The 18,148-nt window shown below is 71.2% G+C and carries 20 protein-coding genes and 1 pseudogene; 5 read left to right on the top strand and 16 right to left on the bottom strand.

The window, feature by feature from the left end:
• Positions 1-208 precede the first annotated feature (208 nt).
• The 13 genes from PV419_RS10335 to PV419_RS10275 form a co-directional block, all read right to left on the bottom strand.
• Entirely contained in the window at positions 209-1,111 is a 903-nt protein-coding gene (locus tag PV419_RS10335) for a bifunctional DNA primase/polymerase (protein ID WP_319687661.1), read from the bottom strand.
• A gap of 85 nt (positions 1,112-1,196) precedes the next feature.
• Positions 1,197-1,517 (bottom strand): hypothetical protein, encoded by a 321-nt coding sequence (locus PV419_RS10330; RefSeq protein ID WP_319687660.1) that lies wholly within the window; start codon positions 1,515-1,517, stop codon positions 1,197-1,199.
• The gene (locus PV419_RS10325; protein ID WP_319687659.1) at positions 1,514-1,675 is read right to left on the bottom strand and encodes a hypothetical protein; all 162 of its coding nucleotides are present in this window, start codon (positions 1,673-1,675) and stop codon (positions 1,514-1,516) included. The genes PV419_RS10330 and PV419_RS10325 overlap by 4 nt, the downstream gene beginning before the upstream one ends.
• An 11-nt stretch (positions 1,676-1,686) precedes the next feature.
• A complete protein-coding gene (locus tag PV419_RS10320) occupies positions 1,687-2,010 on the bottom strand; it encodes a hypothetical protein (protein ID WP_319687658.1) in 324 nt (107 codons plus the stop codon).
• 38 nt (positions 2,011-2,048) lie between these two features.
• The gene (locus PV419_RS10315; RefSeq protein ID WP_319687657.1) at positions 2,049-2,240 is read right to left on the bottom strand and encodes a hypothetical protein; all 192 of its coding nucleotides are present in this window, start codon (positions 2,238-2,240) and stop codon (positions 2,049-2,051) included.
• A gap of 240 nt (positions 2,241-2,480) precedes the next feature.
• Complete coding sequence (locus tag PV419_RS10310) at positions 2,481-4,691, bottom strand: hypothetical protein (protein ID WP_319687656.1); 2,211 nt, start codon at positions 4,689-4,691, stop codon at positions 2,481-2,483.
• Between the two features lies 1 nt (position 4,692).
• The gene (locus PV419_RS10305) at positions 4,693-6,171 is read right to left on the bottom strand and encodes a hypothetical protein (RefSeq protein ID WP_319687655.1); all 1,479 of its coding nucleotides are present in this window, start codon (positions 6,169-6,171) and stop codon (positions 4,693-4,695) included.
• A gap of 214 nt (positions 6,172-6,385) precedes the next feature.
• Complete coding sequence (locus PV419_RS10300) at positions 6,386-6,589, bottom strand: hypothetical protein (RefSeq protein WP_319687654.1); 204 nt, start codon at positions 6,587-6,589, stop codon at positions 6,386-6,388.
• 18 nt (positions 6,590-6,607) lie between these two features.
• On the bottom strand, positions 6,608-6,865 hold the full coding sequence (locus PV419_RS10295; protein ID WP_319687653.1) for a hypothetical protein: 258 nt from the start codon (positions 6,863-6,865) through the stop codon (positions 6,608-6,610).
• A 235-nt stretch (positions 6,866-7,100) separates the two neighbouring features.
• Complete coding sequence (locus PV419_RS10290) at positions 7,101-8,156, bottom strand: hypothetical protein (protein WP_319687652.1); 1,056 nt, start codon at positions 8,154-8,156, stop codon at positions 7,101-7,103.
• A gap of 25 nt (positions 8,157-8,181) precedes the next feature.
• Complete coding sequence (locus tag PV419_RS10285; RefSeq protein ID WP_319687651.1) at positions 8,182-8,565, bottom strand: RRQRL motif-containing zinc-binding protein; 384 nt, start codon at positions 8,563-8,565, stop codon at positions 8,182-8,184.
• Positions 8,565-8,894: a hypothetical protein gene (locus PV419_RS10280; RefSeq protein WP_319687650.1), complete on the bottom strand. Its 330-nt coding sequence runs from the start codon at positions 8,892-8,894 to the stop codon at positions 8,565-8,567. The genes PV419_RS10285 and PV419_RS10280 overlap by 1 nt, the downstream gene beginning before the upstream one ends.
• The gene (locus tag PV419_RS10275; protein WP_319687649.1) at positions 8,891-9,190 is read right to left on the bottom strand and encodes a hypothetical protein; all 300 of its coding nucleotides are present in this window, start codon (positions 9,188-9,190) and stop codon (positions 8,891-8,893) included. Before PV419_RS10275 ends, PV419_RS10280 begins: the two co-directional genes overlap by 4 nt.
• 889 nt (positions 9,191-10,079) lie before the next feature.
• On the opposite strand from PV419_RS10275, the gene PV419_RS10270 reads away from it, so the two are divergent.
• Positions 10,080-11,090 carry an XRE family transcriptional regulator gene (locus PV419_RS10270; RefSeq protein WP_319688161.1) on the top strand — a complete coding sequence of 337 codons (1,011 nt, stop codon included), beginning with the start codon at positions 10,080-10,082 and terminating at the stop codon, positions 11,088-11,090.
• Here PV419_RS10270 and PV419_RS10265 read toward each other — a convergent pair.
• The 3 genes and pseudogenes from PV419_RS10265 to PV419_RS10255 all read right to left on the bottom strand — a co-directional run.
• Positions 11,074-11,637: pseudogene (locus PV419_RS10265) on the bottom strand (NUDIX hydrolase); the annotation flags it as partial. The gene PV419_RS10270 and the pseudogene PV419_RS10265 overlap by 17 nt on opposite strands.
• A gap of 42 nt (positions 11,638-11,679) precedes the next feature.
• Positions 11,680-12,132, bottom strand: coding sequence for a GntR family transcriptional regulator (locus PV419_RS10260; protein ID WP_319687648.1), 453 nt, complete (start codon positions 12,130-12,132; stop codon positions 11,680-11,682).
• A gap of 248 nt (positions 12,133-12,380) precedes the next feature.
• Positions 12,381-14,159: a dolichyl-phosphate-mannose--protein mannosyltransferase gene (locus tag PV419_RS10255; protein ID WP_415925281.1), complete on the bottom strand. Its 1,779-nt coding sequence runs from the start codon at positions 14,157-14,159 to the stop codon at positions 12,381-12,383.
• A gap of 119 nt (positions 14,160-14,278) precedes the next feature.
• On the opposite strand from PV419_RS10255, the gene rsmI reads away from it, so the two are divergent.
• The 4 genes from rsmI (at position 14,279) to PV419_RS10235 (ending at position 18,144) form a co-directional block, all read left to right on the top strand.
• Complete coding sequence (gene rsmI / locus PV419_RS10250) at positions 14,279-15,157, top strand: 16S rRNA (cytidine(1402)-2'-O)-methyltransferase (protein WP_319687646.1); 879 nt, start codon at positions 14,279-14,281, stop codon at positions 15,155-15,157.
• 160 nt (positions 15,158-15,317) lie between these two features.
• Complete coding sequence (locus PV419_RS10245; protein WP_319687645.1) at positions 15,318-15,755, top strand: hypothetical protein; 438 nt, start codon at positions 15,318-15,320, stop codon at positions 15,753-15,755.
• Positions 15,756-15,915: 160 nt separating this feature from the next.
• On the top strand, positions 15,916-16,848 hold the full coding sequence (locus PV419_RS10240) for a TatD family hydrolase (protein WP_319687644.1): 933 nt from the start codon (positions 15,916-15,918) through the stop codon (positions 16,846-16,848).
• Between the two features lie 93 nt (positions 16,849-16,941).
• Positions 16,942-18,144 carry a ubiquitin-like domain-containing protein gene (locus tag PV419_RS10235; RefSeq protein ID WP_319687643.1) on the top strand — a complete coding sequence of 401 codons (1,203 nt, stop codon included), beginning with the start codon at positions 16,942-16,944 and terminating at the stop codon, positions 18,142-18,144.
• Positions 18,145-18,148: the final 4 nt, after the last annotated feature.

Here is an 18,148-nt window from a genome sequence, read left to right as displayed (position 1 = left end):
GTGCCGCGGCCGGGCGCGGTGATGTGGAGCCAAGCGATGGGGTACCGGCCGTCGCCGGTCTGCGGGTCAGAGCGAAGAGCAGAAGGGACGGCCTTACGGCCGACGGCCCTCGGCGCGCTACGGCTGGATGGGGCCGGGGCCGGTTCGGCGGTGCGCGGGCCCGTTGCGGCGCTGGTTGGCCTTCCAAGCGGGGGGTGGGGGCGGGCGCTCATGCCGCATCCCGGGGCCGGGCTTTGCGGATGGAGCTGTCCAGGGCGCTGCGGATCGTGGAGCGGCACTCGGCAGCGGTGAGTCCCCGCGCCTCCCCCACCGCTTGGAAGGCATCCTCTACCTCCCCGCGGGGGAGGTCGCCCCACGCGACGAACCGCCCCACCTTGAAGGCGCACCGGTTGAGGGTGATGTTGCGCTGCTTGTCCGGTGCTGCGGAGACTTCGGCGCACTCCTGCTCCAGCGCGGCCCGCGCCGCACGGCTCCCGCTGACCGCCGGGAGCCTGAGCGGCCCGACAGGCCGCGGGGGAGCCGGTTGGAGCAGCCCCAGCAGCCACACCGGGAGCGGCACGGGCGGGGTGGAGTCCGCGATGGTGTAGCTGCAGGTCGCGGTGATGCTTCCGGCGGCCACGACGTATCCGCCCCAGGCGCGGGTGTCGATGTACTGGCCGAGCTTGCCCGCGGTGTTGCCCAGCCGGATGCCGGGCGGGGCGGTGAAGTACAGGTGGATCCCGCCGCCCGCGGTCCGGGTCTCGTAGGTGGTGGGGAAGGGCTGGCCGGCGCGCTCGCAGAGCGCACGGAAGTTCGTCACGCCGGAAGGCGTGTCCGCACTGCTCTTGGTCTTGGGCACGTCCAGATCCACCACGACCAGCCCACTGGGGCCCGTAGCGATACCAACGTTGAACGGCACGTCGGCCCACGCGCGGCGGATGCGGTCGGGGTCGGTGGTGGCGCGCTGCTCCCACTTTCGGTGACCGCCCGCGCAGACCCCGGTGCGGGGGCAGCGGTCCTCGCGGTGGAGGGCGGGGCGCTTGCTGAAGCGGCGGAGCGGGAAGACGTGCCAACTGCGGGCAGCGGCGTCCAGTGCTACGCCCAGCAGCGGGGGAAGGGTTTCATGGGTCATGCTGGTTGTCTCCAGTTCTGTTGTGAGTGCTGGGAGACCAGGGCGGCCCCGATTCATTGGCGTGAGGGGGCCGCCCTGGGTGTGGTCAGAAGGGCGGTTCGTCGCTGTACCCGGGCCGGTTGCGGCGGCGGACGCGGGTAGTGTCGGACCACTTCGGCAGCCACAGCGTCACCAGCGGCAGGAACGGCGCGCAGTCGCAGCCCTCGAAGTCCGGCTCTTCGGGGTCGTAGGCGCTGCCGGTCATCACGTAGCCGTCACCCTCGCAGGTGGAGCAGTCGGGGTCCGGCAGCCGGTGAAGGCCGACCATGGGCCGGGGGCCGATGGGGCGTTTGCCGATCGGGTGGGAGCACCACGCTGCGTGGTAGCGGATCTCCAGTCGTCGGCGAGCCAGGATGCGGCGGATCATGCGGCGTCCTCCTGTGCGGTCTCGGTTTCGGCCGCCATGTCGTCGAGCAGCAGGAGAAGTTCTCCGAGCTGGCGGCGGGTGATGTCGCGGGCGTAGGGCGAGGGCCAGCCGTCGCAGTCCAGCTCGACGGTCACGATCTCGTCGGGGTCGATGTCCACGCGGGTACTCCCTACTTGTTCTTGGACTGGAAGAGCTTCAGAGCCATGCCGCCGATCCCTAGGGGCCCACCGGCGGCGCCGGCGACGACGGTGGCGGTGTGGGCGGTGACGTCCATCAGCCAGCACAGGGCGGCGACCAGTCCCCAGCCCCCGGCGACGACGGCGCCGGCGATGGCGAACGGGATCAGGACGCGCTGCCACGGGAAGCCGGTCGGGCTGTTGTTGACGACGATGAAGACCGGTTGCCCGGTGGCCTGTGCGCGCTGGTAGACGTCGGCGGGTATGTGCGGGGCGATCGTGCCTGGGGTGGTGGTGAAGGAGTCGGGGCGGTGCATGGTGTGCCTCCGGTTCGAGTGATCGAGGGTCGGGCGGGTCAGCCGATGCGGCTGAGTTCGTCCGCGAGGGACTGGATGGCGCCGTTGATCACGGGGGCCGCGCCGGTGGAAGCGAGGCAGAAACCGAAGAGCGCTGCGACGGTTGCGCCGCCGGGCCGCAGCGCGCGGTGGTGGACCATGAGGACCACAACGGCCCCGAGAAGGACCACGGTGGACAGTGAGACGATCACAAAGAGTTCCTTACTGTCTGTGATGGTGGGGAGGCGCGGGCGTGGGAGCCCCACGGATCTGGGAAGGCATGCCGGAACCCGCCCCGGGCGGGTTTCCGGGGCGGGTTTTTGTGTCCGGTGTGTGGGACCCCCACGGCTCCCACACGCAGGTCACAGCCCCCCACAGCGTGTGGGACCCCCACAGCGGGTGTGGGGGTCTGTGGGAGGGGTGTGGGGGTCTGCGTGTGGGAGGGGTGTCGGTTACAGCGGGTTGCAGTAGCGGCGGATTGCCTCGCTGAGGGTTTCGGCGAGATAGCCGGTACGGGATTCGCCGTTGCCCGCGCGGACGGTGCCTTTGCCGGGGCGCTCGACGCCGACGGCCCGCAGGATCCGGCCCAGCTCGGTGCCCAGCTCGGTGGTGTCGACGCCGAGTTGGGTGGCCAGGTCGGCGGTGTGCATGCGCCCGCCGGCCGCCATGACCGCGTCGTGCGCCTGCTGAAGCAGTGGCGGCACCGCATCGGTGCCGCCGGTGGAGGGTTCGCCGCTCTCCTGCTCGGCGTGCCGCTCGTTGCGCAGCGCGGACAGGTTCAGCCCCGGGCGCTGCGGCCGTTCCCGCTCGGGGGCGGGCTCGGGGGTGGTGCCGAACTGTTCGTCGATCTCGCGCATGAACGCGTCCGCGAGCCGGTCAACCTCTGTCCCCTGCTCCTGCTGTGCGGCGGGCCGGTCCTCGCGCAGTGCGGACAGGTTCAGCCCACGCCGCTGCTCCCCTTCACTCTCGCCCGAGGTGGGCGTGGGTTGGGGGTTGCCCATCCATGCGATGCGATCGGCGTCCCAGCGGCGCGCGTATGCGTCCCCGGCTGCCTTGGCGGATACGGCGTCGAGGGTCGGGTGGCGTTCGCTGGTGGCGGCGACGATTTCGCGGATCTGGCTGGGCAGGATCCGCCAGCACTTGAACAGCGCTGCTGGGGATTCGGGCGTTCCCATGAACCCGGACCCCTTGTAGGGGGCTTGGTCGACTTTCAGGCCGCGGGTGCCGGGGAACAGCTTGCCCAGGTCCATGCCCTCCTTCTCCCCGCCCGTGAGCGCCACCCGTACCTTGGCCTCGCGGCGGATCATGAGGTTGCCGAGGACGGAGCCGGTCGAGCCGAGCGCGGTGAGCACGGTGCGGATGCCCATGGCGCGCAGCATCCGGATTACTTCCAGGATCTTCTTGGCGAGTTCCTTGAGTACCTTGTCGGTGCTGGTCAGGATCTCGGCGCCCTCGTCGATGACCAGCATGATCTGCGGGATGGACGGGCCGATCGGCAACAGGTCGGTGTCTTCCCTGGCCATCAGCCCCTGGTAGGCGATCTTGCGCTGCTTCCCGATCCGCAGCACCGCGTCCAGCATGACGTGGGCTTCCTTGACCGTGCCCGCCAGCCAGTCGATGCCGGGGCGCATGGGGCGTTCGCCCTTGGCGGGCTGGTGGTTGAGGGCGGGCAGGACCCATGACAGGCCGGCGGATCCGGCGTTGAGGTCGATGACGAAGGTGAGCACGTCGGTGGCGCGGGCGAACCCGGCGAGGATGACGTGGACCATGTTGGTCTTGCCGGAGCCGGTGGGGCCGACGACCAGGGCGCACTGCTCGCGCAGGTAGGTCTGGATCTGCTCGGCGTTCGAGCGGTAGCCCCACGGGATACCGGTGTGCAGCGACAGCGGCGCGTAGTCGGACGGGTAGGGGATCTGGGTCTCCAGCACGTTGACGGTGGCGACGTCGATCAGGGTGCGGCCCTGGTGGATACCGGGGCTGGCGGTGGCGGTGCAGCCGTGCGGCAGATGCGCGTCCGCCGACAGCGCCGCCGCCCGCGCAGAGATCTGGTCGTAGGTGGTGCCGCCGGGAAGTTCGGCGTCGAGGGTGAAGCCGGTGCCGGTGGCCCAGTGCTCGACGGCCAGCACGCGCACGCTGATGCCGCACACCCGCTGGATGCGCTCCACCCACTCCTGCGCGATCGCGCGCCGTTCGGCTGAGAGCTCCAGCGCCACAGCCCGCTGTTCGGCGGCAGCGGTCTCCTCCTCGCGGGCTTCCTCGTAGAGGTTCGTGGACCGGGTGGCGGTGGCCATCCCGACGCCGATGACGGCGAGGGAGCCCAGCGCCCGCCAGGTGAGCGGCCCGTGTGCGGTGGCCCATGTGGTCCAGCCCGCGGTGATGAGCCAGGAGGAGGCGCGGGTGGCGATGGTGCGTCCGGCGTTCTTGAGCCGGATCCCGGCCGCGGTGTGGCCGATCGCGCCGGCGGCGCCGACGGCCAGTGCCCACGCGGGGGGCATGCCGGTGGCGGCGCCGGTGGTGGCCACGGCGAAGGCGCCGGTGGTGGCGGACAGGGCGCCGGTCACGGGTCCGTGACCGGCCGCCCAGTCCCACACCGGACCACCCTGGCCGGCCGACTGCTTGGTCTTGCTGCTGTTGCTGGTTGTGGTGGCCTCGGTGTTCGCCATGTCAGACGTTCCAGCCCTTCTCGGCCTCGGTGCCGTTGCGGGGGTCCTCGTGGCGGGCGATGTCCTGCGCGTGCACGCTGCGGAACAGGGGCACGAGGGTTTCGGTCGCATCGACCGCGTGCAGGAGTGTGCGGTGGATGTCGTCGAAGCCGGCCGCGACGTCCTTCTCGAAGGCGAATTCCTCATCCGAGCGTTCGGCCAGGATGCGGAAGGTGTTGGCGATCGACTGCATGGCCTGGGGAAGTCCCTCGATCATCGCCAGGACTTCCATGTTCCCGTCGGGCTCGTAGGAGCGGGCGGCGTTCTCCATCTCCGCTGCGGCCTCTTCGAAGTTGAATCCAGACACGTGAATGGCCTCCTGACCAGGAACAACGTCGGTGGTGGGGATGAGGTGGGTGGGGCGCTCGACGCGGTCCCCGATCTCGTTCAGGTTCTGCTCTGCCGCCGCGTCGGCTTCGGCTTCTTCGGCAGCCAGCCGCAGTCGGATCTGTTCGTCACGCTCGCCCCTGGCTTCCCAGGCCGAGCGCATCAACCGCCGGTACAGGCGCCGCCCGGGGTGCATCAGCCACCGCCAGCCGAGCCTGCGGCCCAGCGGCGTGGTCAGGCAGCCCAGTACGCCCACGGGCAGGGCGAGTAGAGCGGCGAGCAGGCGGCGGCCCTGGAAGCGGGCTGCGGACCTCAACAGGCCCCAGCGCGCCCTGCGGCGGGCGGGCGCCCTGCGCACCTGCGCCCGCCTCGCGGCAACCTGGTCCTGGCTGCTCCGGTCGCGCGCGGCGCGGGCCCTGTTGACCAGGGCCCGGACACCCGAGGCGGTCTGGCCGGCCGTCCGGCCCAGCGCCCGCCGGGCACGCCCCCGACCGGGCGTCCTGTCGGCGCGGGCGGCGGCACGGGCGTCACGGCGGGCGTCCGCGACCGCACGCCGCGCGGCGGTGGTCTGCTGCCGGGCGGCGGAACGAGTCGGCGCCTGCTCCCTACGGGCCTGGCGCAGCGCCCGCACCTGCCCGATCCGCCCCGTACCGCCCCGCGCCCCGGCCGAACGCCCGCCGCCTGATGTCCGCGGCGTGGTGTCGCGTGACGCGGTGCGACCAGCGTGACGGCCAGACGGCGTCACACCGTGACGCCGACCCGAGGTGCCCGCGCCCGTGCGGGACATGCCGCCCGCGGCGCGGCCCCGGCCGCCCGCGGACGCGCCGCCGGTGCCGCGCAGTCCAGCGGAGATGCGGCGCGGTGTGCGGCGCGAGCCTCCGCGCCGCGTGGATGCGCCGGCGGGTGTCCTGCGGCGTTCTCGCTCGGTGCGGCGGCGGGCGCGGATGACCGCGGAAGCGCCGAGCACGGCGGCGCCGCCGGCGGCCACGGCCAGCGCGATGGGACCGCCGCCCACCAGGGCGGCGGTGCTCACCGCGCCGACTGTGCTGTTGGTGCCGGACAGGGCCAGCGGCAGCACCGGAATGCCGCCCGATGTGTGCGGGAGCCCCCGCACCTCCGTAGGCGCGGGAGTCTGCTCGCGTGGCGGGGACGGCTCGGGTGGAGGTACAGCGGCAGCCGGCGGAGCGACTACCGGTTCAGTGCTGAGTTCGGTCATGCTGAAGGCACTCCTTTCAAGGAGAGGCGCCCCCGGCCGGGCCCTGAGAAAGCGGGCCGGGGGCGCCGTGCACACCGGTACTGAGCGGCAGTGCGAGTTGTCCTGCCGCGCGTCACTTCGAGTGGTGCAGATACGTAGCCAGTCCGAGCAGGGCGGTTGCCAGCTGCGTCTCCGCGGCCAACGTGGCCGGGTCGTGGGACTGGTGGGCGATCTGCGCCCGCTGGATGTGGTCGTACGCCTCCGCAGCCAGCTCATCCGGCCGCAGCCGCTTCAACTCGCGCACGGAGGTACGGCCGGACAGAAGCCGAGCAATCATGACGGGTCCCTTCCGCTGTCAGAGCTGGTTGGATTCCAGGGAGAAGAAGATGACGTTGGCCTGCTCCAACTGCGGGTGGCTCTTGGCTACATCAGCGCGCAGCCACCTGTAGACCTCGGCCCGGGTCATGCCGGGGCGGGGCGTGCAGGCGCCCTCGAACGTGCTCGTGGCGAAACCCTGCCCGCCAGGCAGCGGCATCTGGAGCGTGAGGATGAAGTGATGGGTTTCCCGCCCCTGTCGGATCGGCGCGGGGCTCTGCTGGGTCTGGCTGGTCATTGGGGTGTCTCCCTGTTGAATCGGGTTGATCAGGTGGCGCGCGGCCTCTGGGTTGGCTGCGGCCCATGTGGGATGTTGAGATCAGCTCGCCGGGTCTGCGCGCCGGGTCTGCGCGGGTGCCGCTCGCCGGGGCTCACCGGGTCTGCTTCACTGGTGCTCGACTGCTTCCGGCAGTCGCAACGAGGGCCAGCCCAATTCCCGTGGGCTGGCCCTCATTGGTGGTGCCGGACGCCTCTCAGGCGTCGGATTCCTCGTGGGACATCAGCGAGCCCCACGCGCGGCGGATCCGCTGTTCCCCGCCGACGAAACCGGCTTCGCGGAAGGCGGCCACAGCCTGTCGGTAGGACAGCGGCGGGTCGTCCAAGTAGCGCAGGTGCCGCAGCACGACCACGAGCTGTACATCGCTCAGCGGCTCCCCCACGACCGGCGTGGGCACGCCTGCCACGGCCGCGATCTCCTCCAGCGTCACGGGCGCCTCCGGCGGGGGCGTCACGGGCGTGACGGGTTCCCGCGGCACGGTCTCCAATTCGGGTGTGACCTGCGTGTCTTCCTCCGTCACGGGAGGCGTGACGCCCTCCCCGTCCCCGCCCTCGACAGCGAGCGGCGCCGGGTCGGCCGTGACGCCGTGGGCGGGGGGCGTGACGGGCAGGGCGAACATGCCCGCAAGAGCCGCGTCCGCGCCGGTCGTCATCCGCTGGCGCTGGACGTCGACCAGGTTGGCCCCGAGCAGGGCATCACCCGCGCCGACCTTCTTCGCGAGCTTCCACGACTCCAGCTCGGAGCCTTTGCGGGCCTTCTCGTCGGGGTGGTTGGCGGCGCGGGCGCGGTGGTAGGCGAGCCGCTGCACCACGGCCGCATTCCGGCGCTGCGCCTCGGTGTCCACGCCTGTGAGGTAGACCACGATGCGGCGGGCCAGCAGACCCATGCCCTCCGCGGACACGCACATCGCCATCGGGGTGACGGCGAACACCACCGCCTCCGTCACGGTCTTCGCGACCGCGGCGCCGACCAGGGAGGCCACCGCTGGCAGCGTCCATAGGCCGATACGGACAGCGGCCGGGGAGGACTGGCCCAGCATGGTCAGACCGACCAGGGTCAGCGCCAGGACCAGCGTCGCGCCCTCACCGGCCGCGACCACACCCAGCGCGGTGGCCGACCGATGGAAGACGGATGTGATGTTGCTGTAGGTGCCGACCGCGCCCAGACCGCCGAAGGCGACCATGGGCACCGCAGCGGCGACCAAAACGATCCTCTGGCCCCTGGACAGGGACCTTTCCGGGGTGTCGTTCATCAGATCTCCGGGTTCTCGAAGGGGGTCAGGCAGCGCTCTGTTCCTCAGTAGCGATGCACAGGCCGCAGATGCCGCGGGAGCGCGGGATGCAGTAGCCGACATCGAGCCGACAGCGGGGGCACGTGCGGCGGGCGAGCATCGCCAGCGCCAGCGCGCCCCACTTGCGGGAAGTCATCCGCCGAACCGGTAGGGCCCGATCGACGCGGTAGAGGTAGGCAACCCGCTCGCCCCCCGCCCGCCGGTTGGCACACATCAGCTGGGCCACGACCGGCTGACCGCCCGGCCGCAGGCCACGGGCCCGTAACTGCCGCCTGGTGGCCAACCCGTCCGGCGCGCAGCGCCAGGGGTAGGTGGGCACCCCGTGCACGGCGCCGGTCGGGTCGAAGCACTTGCCGAACGCCGGCGACATCAGACCGTCGCCTCAACCAGCACCGGAGCGGGAACGTCGCCATAGCCGACCAGCTCCAGCTCGGCGCCCTCGTAGGTGGTGATCGTGCGCAGGACCCGCGTACGACCGTCGCCCTGTACGTGGTAGTTCACGTCTTCGGGGGCGACGCCCAGCGCCTCGCGCCACGCCTCGAAGCCGGGGAGACCGGAGTGGAGCGACAACTCCAACCGGTCCGGGTAGATCGGGGACACGCTTACGGTCGGCGCCGGAAGGTGCCCGAAGTCTGCGGCCAGCAGACGGAGCGTGCGCAGCGGCACAGCCAGGTCGTCAAACGCCAGACGCTCGTTCATGCCGCCACCGCCGTCCGCACCGCGGGGCGCCGAACCGACGTCCGGCGGGCGCGGCGACCGGCCGGCCGCCTGCCCTTGAGCGGGCTGGTGCGCAGCAGCGATGCCGCGTACGCCGCGGCCTCCGCGTCCGACTGCCGAAGCTCCGCGAGCACCGCGCGGGCCACGTCCAGACGCGCCCTGCGGTCGTCGTCAGTCTCTGCGGCCGAACCGGTGAACAGCTCCAAGTCGATACCGAACGCCAATTCCGCGAAATCCTTCGCGGTAACGGCCTCATGACCAGCAACGATGCACTTCATGGGACGTGCTCCTCTCAGACGGGAACGGCCCAAAACAGCGGCGCCGGTGTTGCGAGCACCGGCGCCGCCCGCCGTTGGAGTCGACAAGTCCGGCTCCCCGCGCCTCCGGCCGTACGGCCCCACGCAATGCGTGAGCCGGACGGCCGGAGGAGGCAACCGGCCGCAGCGCTAGCCGCTGCGATGCCAGGAAGAAGCGGACCGGATTGGCCGCAAGCGCGTGATGCCCCGCTCGCGAACCGGCGTGCTGCACAGGCGCCGCCGGCCGGTCCATCACGGCGGCACCCTCAGATGTCGTTTCATCACTGAGTCCTCTCTTGTGGTGATCTCCTAGAACTTCAGAGCGGTGACCGCTCGTGCTCCGCCTTTGGGGCGGTTCTCCGGCGTCCGGGCTGTGACCCCCATCTGCGTAGGTCCAGGGCCTAGGCGTCCCCGCGTGACCTCCCGTTTTCTGGTCCGGGTGACCGTATGAGTTGTCGGAGCAGCCCAAAGAAGGCCCTCCGTGTCATCCGCACCGCATCAGCGATACATGATGAACATGTATCTCAACGTGACAGACAGAATCTGCCCCGTCAAGTCCCGCATGTGGGGAGCGTCGCGGTCGGGCCTTCGAACTCACCCGTTCGCGACACCTCTAGGAAACGGCGTACGACAACGCCCCGGTAGCCAACAGGGGTTAACACCCCAACCGTTAACCCCTGTTGAGCTGCGGCAATGTGCGGCATGCTGCTGTTGGAGCCAACAGACCTATCCACTTGGGACGGTGAACGTGAGCGAGGGACTGCGAGGGGCGAGGGCGGCCCGGGGGTGGTCGCAGGAAAAGCTGGTGCGCGAGATCGAGCGCCATGCTCGTCAGCACTTGCTTGACGTCCCGTCGACCGCGAGCCTCCGCGTGTACGTCTCTGAGTGGGAGAACGGCAAGCGTTCGATCTCCGAGCGGTACGCCGCGATCCTGCGGGGGGTGCTCGGCGTCACTGACGATGAGCTGTTCGGTCGGCGCGGCCAAACCGAGCCGCTACCCGTGGCGGGGGGCTACGACGACTTGGTGAACCGCATCGAGTCGGCGCGGAGCGTCAGCCTCAACATGGTCCAGTCGTTCATGGAGCAGACCGAGCTACTGCGGACCATGGATCGCCAAATGGGAGCCGCGGGTCTCGTTGACCAAATGACCGGGCATCTCACCAGGCTGGAAGATGCGTTGACCTTCGCGGTGCTCCCGGATGCACGCCGCCCCGTCGCGCGAGCTCTCGCGGGGGCGGCAACGCTCGCTGCGTGGCAGGCCCTGGACGTGGGGGCCGTTGAGCGGGCATGGCGTCACTACGAGCTTGGGAAACGTGCCGCGCAAGAGGCTGATGAGCCCATGTACCTGGCCCACGCCATGGCCGAACAGGCTTACGTGCTCTGCGATGCGGGGCGGCCCCAGCTCGCGGTGGAACTCGTACGGAACGCGCGGCGAGACGGCGGAACGCGCCTCTCGCCGCGGCTTCAGGCATGGCTGTACGCCGCTGAGGCTGAGCTGTGCGCCCATGCCGACATGCCGGACGATTGCCGCCGCGCGCTCGACAAGGCAGACGCTTGCATCCCGTCGGGTGAATCGGACCGCGACCCGGACATGTTGAGCATCTTCTTGAACGGCGGCCACCTGGCGCGCTGGCGCGGGAACGCCCTTGCGCTGGTTGGCGACGACGAGGCGGTGAGCAGTCTCTACAGCGCGCTCGACCTCATGGACCCCACATTCGTCCGCGCTCAGTCAGGGGTGCGCTGCGATCTCGCACAGGCGCATCTCGCGCGGGGGGAGTTCGACCAGGCCCGAGACCAGTTGCGGCAGGCTCAGATGCTGGCGAGCCGCACCGGATCGGTGCGGCGCCGCCGGCGGATCGAGCAACTTACGGCGCGGCTGTAGGGGCTCCCTGCCCCCGCGAGGCAAGCACGTGCAGCAGGGCGACCAAAGTTCCAGAGCCCATCAGCTCGCCGCGAGCCATGAGCCCCGGGATGTCGGCAAGCGGCACCCACTCCACGCGGCCGGCTTCCTCCACGTCCGTGGGATCGCCGACCCGCTTTGCGCCCCGGCCGACGAAGATTTCATGAGGTGAATCGACCATGCCCACCATCGGCTGATAGGTCACCACGTGCTCAAGAGAGTCCGGCCGCCAGCCGGTCTCTTCCTCCACTTCACGTAGCGCCGTGGCGTGGGCGTCCTCTCCCTCGTCCACGATGCCGCCTGGGAGCTCCCAGCCCCACGTCTGCGGGACGAAGCGGTACCGCCAGAGCATGAGAACGCGGTCCTGGTCGTCGAGTACGGCCGCGATCGAGACGTGTTGGAGCCGAACGACGTGATGCTCGAAGCGCTCGACGCCCGGGGGCTCCACGTCGACCAGTTCGAGTTTCACCCATCGGTTGTCGTAGATGGTTCGCTCACCGTGGATCTGCCACGGTTCCAGCGCATCCGGCACGTTGGGGTTCACCTTTCGACGGTTCCGACGCGGGTCAGGCTATGGGTTCGGGGACGGGCTCGGTAGGGCGCTAACCGTCCGCCCCTTGCCGTGAACGGTGTGGAGGAGTCCGCGACCCTCCATCAGGGCGAGCGCGCGGCGTACGGCCCCACGAGACGCGCTGAAGCGTTCGCACAGCCGAGCCTCAGAGGGGAAGGGAGCGCCCACGGGTAGCGCATCCTCCACAATCACCTCGGTGATGCGCTCTACGAGCGGCCTACGGTCGCTGGAGCCGCCTCTCAGCGGGCGCCAGCCCGCACCAGGGGCCGACTCGATCAGGCCGTCAGTCGCCAGTACCTTCAGCGCGCGACGCACGGTCGTTCGCGAGACGCCGTGCGTTTCCATCAACGCAGATTCCGAGGGAAGAGCCTCGGGAGGGTTGTCTCCCTCGATCTCTGCCCGCAGTCTCTCCGCGATCACCAGGTACGTCCCTCGGGGACTGGCCTCAGACACACTCTCCCCTTGTGGTTGGTGTCCTGTCCGCTCAAGCTTCCCACGCTCGTAGGACGCGGCAGGAGCCGTTGCCGCTGCCGCTCGGACGCTCTTCATGGGCGTGCCCTCTCCGGGCCCTCTCCGGGCCCTCTCCGGGCCCTCTCCGGGCCGTCTGTGGGCCGTCCAGGGACGGCCCACGATGACCGGCAACGACCAACAACGACCACAACGGGGCGGTCCCTCTCTCGTCGCGCGAGCCGTCGCCACAGCTAGATCCAGGTGTCGAGCCAGATCCGGGACCGCCATTGATCCATGGGCAGCGTCTGACCTGTGTAGAGGGGGAAGAAGTAGATGAAATTCCAGATGATGAGCAGCACGAGCACCCCCGCGCCGACCGTGCCCACCACCCGCCGGTTCTCCGAGGCCCCCGGCGGCCCCACGATGGCGCCGGCCATCATCGCCACCGCCAGACACAGGAACGGCACGAAGACCACGGCGTAGAAGGAGAAGATCGTCCGCTCCTGGTAGAGGAACCACGGCAGATAGCCCGCCGCCAGGCCGCACAGGACCGCGCCCGCCCGCCAGTCCCGCCGCAGCGCCCACCGGAACAGCAGGTACACCACCGCGAAGCAGGCCGCCCACCACAGCAGCGGGGTGCCCAGCGCCAGCACCTCGCGGGCGCACTTCTCGGTCGCGTCCTTGGGGCAGCCGGACTGTCCGGCGGACGGGGACTCGTAGAAGTAGGAGACCGGGCGGCCCTGGATCAGCCAGCTCCACGGGTTGGACTGGTAAGGGTGCGGGTCGTCCAGTTTGACGTGGAACTTGTAGACCTCGCTCTCGTAGTGCCACAGGCTGCGCAGCGGGTTCAGCCAGGCCCAGAGCCCGTGGTCGCTGTAGCCGCCGCCCCCCTGCGCCTTCGGGGTCTCGGCCCAGTGCCGGAAGTAGCCGCTGTTGGTCCAGCCCGTCCGGGCGCTGTAGCGGCCGCTGGTGGTGAACCAGCCCCACCAGGTGGCGAGGTAGGTGACCAGCGCCACAGGCACGGTCGCGAGGAAGGCCCACAGGGTGTCGCGGCGCAGCACCGCGCGGAAGGGGCGGCGCGCGCCGGCCGTGCGGCGGGCGCCCATGTCCCACAGGACCGTCATCACACCGAAGGCCGCCAGTACGTACAGGCCGTTCCACTTGGTGCCGGCCGCAAGGCCCAGACACACCCCGGCCGCGATCCGCCACGGCCGTACGCCGAGCTTCAGCCGCGCGGCGATCTCCGCGTCGGGGCGGGCGGTGCCGTCCGGGCCGACCGGCAGGGCGGCGGCGAGCCGCGCCCGCGCCTGGTCCCGGTCGACCAGCAGACAGCCGAAGGCGGCCAGGACGAAGAACATGACGACGAGGTCGAGCAGCGCGGTGCGGCTCATCACGAAGTGCAGGCCGTCCACGGCCAGCAGCAGGCCCGCCAGACACCCCAGGAAGGTGGACCGGAACAGCCGCCGCCCGATCCGGCACAGCATGAGCACCGACACCGTGCCGAGCAGGGCGACCATGAACCGCCAGCCGAAGGGGGTCAGGCCGAAGAGCTGCTCGCCGACCGCGATGACCCACTTGCCCACCGGCGGGTGGACGACATACCCGGCGGCGTCGCTCAGCGGGATCTGCTGGGGATCCCCGATGATCTTGGCGTTGGCGTTCTTCGGCCAGGTGCCCTCGTAGCCGAGCTGGAGCAGCGCCCAGGCGTCCTTGGCGTAGTACGTCTCGTCGAATATGACCTTGCCGGGGCTGTCGAGCCGCCAGAAGCGGAGCAGCCCGGCGAACAGCGCGACCAGCAGCGGCCCGCCCCAGCCGGTCCAGCGGGCGATCCGCGACGCCGCCGGCGGAGCCGCGCCCAGCGCCTCCCACAGCCGGGTCCCCGGCTGTGGGTACGGGGGCACCAGCCGCTCCCGTACGTCGGACCGCGGCCGGCCCGCGTATCCGAAGCGGCGCAGCCGCCGCTGCCAGGCGGGCGGATGCTGGCCGGCGGCTCGGCCCGGCTGGGCGTGGGTCGCGGTGTCACTCGTCACCCGGCCCATCGTAGGGAAGCGGACTGTGCGAGTGGCGAGCCAAGTCCTCCAGCCGGGGATCCGGGGCCTGCCCGCCGGGGTTTTCGAAGCCCACTCGCCGGGCTGCGAGGATGGATCGCGTGACAGGAACGCTGGTACTGGCAGGGACCCCCATCGGCGATACGCGGGACGCGCCCCCGCGGCTGGTCGCCGAGCTCGCGGCCGCGGATGTGGTGGCCGCCGAGGACACCCGGCGGCTGCGCCGCCTCGCCCAGGCGCTGGACGTGCAGCCACGCGGCCGGGTGGTGTCCTACTTCGAGGGCAACGAGGCGGCCCGTACGCCCGAGCTGGTGGAGGCGCTGGCCGGCGGCGCGCGGGTGCTGCTGGTCACCGACGCGGGCATGCCGTCCGTCTCCGACCCCGGCTTCCGCCTCGTGGCCGCCGCCGTCGAGCGCGGGATCACGGTCACCGCGGTGCCGGGGCCCTCCGCCGTGCTGACCGCGCTCGCGCTCTCCGGGCTGCCGGTGGACCGCTTCTGCTTCGAGGGCTTTCTGCCGCGCAAGGCGGGCGAGCGGCTGGGGCGGCTGCGCGAGGTCGCGGCCGAGCGCCGCACGCTGGTGTACTTCGAGGCGCCGCACCGTCTGGATGACACGCTGGCGGCCATGGCCGAGGTGTTCGGCGCGGACCGGCGGGCCGCCGTGTGCCGCGAGCTGACCAAGACGTACGAGGAGGTCAGGCGCGGCCCGCTGAAGGAGCTGGCGGCCTGGGCGGCCGAGGGCGTACGGGGCGAGATCACGGTGGTCGTCGAAGGCGCCGCCGAACCGGGGCCCGGCGAGGCCGACCCGGCCGAGCTGGCCCGCCGGGTCGCGGTCCGCGAGGAGGCCGGGGAGCGCCGCAAGGAGGCCATCGCGGCGGTCGCGCAGGAGGCGGGCCTGCCCAAACGGGAGGTGTTCGACGCCGTCGTGACGGCAAAGAACGCGGCACGAACGGAGCCACGCGAAGGTAAAGGAAAAGGCTGAAAGGCAAAGGTTAGGCCGGGTGGCGGGGGCGTTGAGGCATCCCGCCGCCAAATCTCCATCAAGAGGTGGAAGGGCAGCTGCACTCCGGGCCGGAAAGGCGTCCACTGGGGGTGGGACGTCCAGTCCCGGAAGACTTGTCCTGCGGACAAGAGGAGTTGCCATGAGCGAAATTGCGGGAGCCTCGAGCGGCGTTCGCCCGATAGCCCACACCACCACCGACGCGACGGACGGGGAGGTCGCCCATGAGGCGTACTCCTTCGCGTGCATGAAGTGCGGGCACGGCTGGGAGCAGTCGTACGACATCGAGCACCACGTGGACGCCGAGGGGAGGGCGTTTGTCATCTACTTCACCGACGGCATGCGCGTACGGTCCCCGCTGACCAGCCCCAACTGCCACAACTGCGGCGCCGACCTGGTGCGCATCATGAGGTCCGGCCAGGTCTCGACGGCCCTGCGGAGCCTGGGCGGGGAGCCCCGGCGGCGCACCCGTCGGGCGGACGCCGAGGCGTCCGACGCGACAGCGGCGCCGCAAGAGCCGCGCCGACACCACTGGCATCTGTCGGATCTGCTGCACCCGTTCCAGAACCACCGGAAGTGAACCACCGGAAGTGAACCGCTGGTAGTTGACCGCCGGTAGTTGACCGCCGGGTAGTCAGCCGTCGGAAGTGAGTCCGGCCACACGCACATGAGCCGGGACGTATTCGAATGAGCGCCGGAGCGCGATTCTTCGCATTTCGCCGGCAAATAGAATCGCGCTCATGGCGCAGTCACAAAATCAAAAGGACCTGCCTCCGCCGCTCCCCGAGCCGCTGCGGGTCCCGGTCGCCGATTCGCACACCCACCTGGACATGCAGTCGGGCACGGTCGAAGAGGCGCTCGCCAAGGCCGCCTCGGTCGGCGTGACCACCCTCATCCAGGTGGGCTGCGACCTCGCCGGGTCGCGCTGGGCGGCGAAGACGGCCGAAGCCCATGAGAACGTCTGGGCCACCGTCGCCCTGCACCCCAACGAGGCGCCGCGCATCGTCCTGGGGGACCCCGACGGCTGGTCCCGGCAGGGCGCGCGCGAGCCCGGCGGCGAGGCGGCCCTGGACGCCGCCCTGGCGGAGATAGCGGCCCTCGCCGCACTGCCGCAGGTACGGGGCGTCGGCGAGACCGGCCTCGACTACTTCCGCACCGGCCCCGAGGGCATCGCCGCCCAGGAGCGGTCCTTCCGCGGCCACATCGCCATCGCCAAGCGGCACGGCAAGGCGCTGGTCATCCACGACCGGGAGGCACATGAGGACGTGCTGCGGGTGCTCGCCGAGGAGGGCGCGCCCGAGACCGTCGTCTTCCACTGCTACTCCGGCGACGCCGCCATGGCGAAGATCTGCGCCGAGCACGGCTACTACATGTCCTTCGCGGGCAACGTCACCTTCAAGAACGCGACCCCGCTGCGCGAGGCCCTCGCCGTCGCCCCGCTCGACCTGCTGCTGGTCGAGACCGACGCGCCCTTCCTCACCCCGGCCCCGTACCGCGGACGGCCTAACGCCCCGTACCTCATTCCGCTCACCCTGCGGGCCATGGCGGAGGTCAAGGGCGTCCCCGAGGACACCCTCGCGGCCGCCGTCGCGGCCAACACCGCGCGGGTTTTCGGCTATCGCGCGCCGGTTTCCGGCGCCGGCGAGCCCGGGGAAGGGCGCCACTCACCGTAGTCATACCACTTTGGAGAGTTGTCGCGGCTCCGCTACAGTCCCGGGACTCATACCCTGACCAGTGGACTTGTGGAGTGTTGCCGGAGTGTTCTCGTGAGCCGTACGCAAGGCGGCCGCCGTGTCGCGGGCAGTCACCGCGGCGCGGGCGGCCGGGCCGCCGCCCGCCGAGCCGCGCGCCGCGGACAGCGCGCCGCCGCCCGGCCCGAGCAGCTGCGCCGGCTGCTGCCCCAGGCGCTGGTCGTCGCCGCGCTGGCCGGCGGCACCTCCGCCTTCGTGGCCCAGGACAAGGCCGTACGGCTCACCGTCGACGGCGACGCCCGCACCCTGCACACCTACGCCGAGGACGTCGGGGAGCTGCTCGCGGACGAAGACGTGGACATCGGCGTCCACGACCTCGTCGCCCCCGCGCCCGGAGCGGCCCTCGTCAGCGGCGACCGCATCGCCGTCCGCTACGGCCGCCCGGTCACCCTCACCCTCGACGGAGAACGCCGCCGGGTGTGGACCACCGCCCACACCGTGGACGGCGCGCTGCGCCAGCTCGGGGTGCGCGCCGACGGCGCCTACCTCTCCGCGTCGCGCTCCTCCGCGATCTCGCGGCGCGGCCTGGACCTGGATGTACGGACCGTGCGCACCGTCACCTTCATGGCCGACGGGCGCGAGCACACCCTCCGCACCAACGCGGCCACCGTCGTCGACGCCCTGGCGGAGGCCGGGATCGCCCTGCGCGACCAGGACACCACCTCCGTGCCCCAGGAGAGCTTCCCGCGCGACGGCCAGACCATCTCGGTCATGCGGATCAGCGGCCGCGAGGAGGTGCGCGACCGGACCATCCCCTTCCCGACCGTCCGGCGCGCGGACCCCACCGTCCTCCAGGGCACCGAGCTGGTGGCCGCCGCGGGCGAGCCGGGCCTGGAGCGCACCACCTACCTGGTGCGCACCGTCAACGGTGTCCGGCAGCGGCCCCGGAAGCTCAAGACCCGCGTGGTGCGGGAGCCCGTGGCGCGCGTCGTACGGGTCGGTACCAGGCCCCCGCTGCCGCTGTCCGTGGCCGGCGCGGAGGGGCTGAACTGGCAGGCCATGGCCCACTGCGAATCCGGCGGCCGGCCGCACGCGGTCGACGGCTCCGGCCGGTACGGCGGGCTCTACCAGCTCGACCAGGACACCTGGCAGGACCTGGGCGGGCAGGGGCGCCCGCAGGACGCGCCCGCGGCGGAGCAGACGTACCGCGCGAAGAAGCTGTACGTACAGCGGGGGGCGAGCCCCTGGCCGCACTGCGGCAAGCGGCTGAGCCGGTAGCTCC

Origin of the sequence: Streptomyces sp. ME19-01-6 (assembly GCF_033793745.1) — a bacterium.
Classification (GTDB): Bacteria; Actinomycetota; Actinomycetes; order Streptomycetales; family Streptomycetaceae; genus Streptomyces.
This window is presented reverse-complemented; position numbering and strand designations above follow the sequence as displayed.

Coding starts and splice junctions, on each gene's coding strand:
- PV419_RS10335 (WP_319687661.1), bottom strand. CDS start 1,111: ATGACCCATGAAACCCTTCCCCCGCTGCTGGGCGTAGCACTGGACGCC.
- PV419_RS10330 (WP_319687660.1), bottom strand. CDS start 1,517: ATGATCCGCCGCATCCTGGCTCGCCGACGACTGGAGATCCGCTACCAC.
- PV419_RS10320 (WP_319687658.1), bottom strand. CDS start 2,010: ATGCACCGCCCCGACTCCTTCACCACCACCCCAGGCACGATCGCCCCG.
- PV419_RS10310 (WP_319687656.1), bottom strand. CDS start 4,691: ATGGCGAACACCGAGGCCACCACAACCAGCAACAGCAGCAAGACCAAG.
- PV419_RS10300 (WP_319687654.1), bottom strand. CDS start 6,589: ATGATTGCTCGGCTTCTGTCCGGCCGTACCTCCGTGCGCGAGTTGAAG.
- PV419_RS10295 (WP_319687653.1), bottom strand. CDS start 6,865: ATGACCAGCCAGACCCAGCAGAGCCCCGCGCCGATCCGACAGGGGCGG.
- PV419_RS10290 (WP_319687652.1), bottom strand. CDS start 8,156: ATGAACGACACCCCGGAAAGGTCCCTGTCCAGGGGCCAGAGGATCGTT.
- PV419_RS10285 (WP_319687651.1), bottom strand. CDS start 8,565: ATGTCGCCGGCGTTCGGCAAGTGCTTCGACCCGACCGGCGCCGTGCAC.
- PV419_RS10280 (WP_319687650.1), bottom strand. CDS start 8,894: ATGAACGAGCGTCTGGCGTTTGACGACCTGGCTGTGCCGCTGCGCACG.
- PV419_RS10275 (WP_319687649.1), bottom strand. CDS start 9,190: ATGAAGTGCATCGTTGCTGGTCATGAGGCCGTTACCGCGAAGGATTTC.
- PV419_RS10245 (WP_319687645.1), top strand. CDS start 15,318: ATGAGCGAAATTGCGGGAGCCTCGAGCGGCGTTCGCCCGATAGCCCAC.
- PV419_RS10240 (WP_319687644.1), top strand. CDS start 15,916: ATGGCGCAGTCACAAAATCAAAAGGACCTGCCTCCGCCGCTCCCCGAG.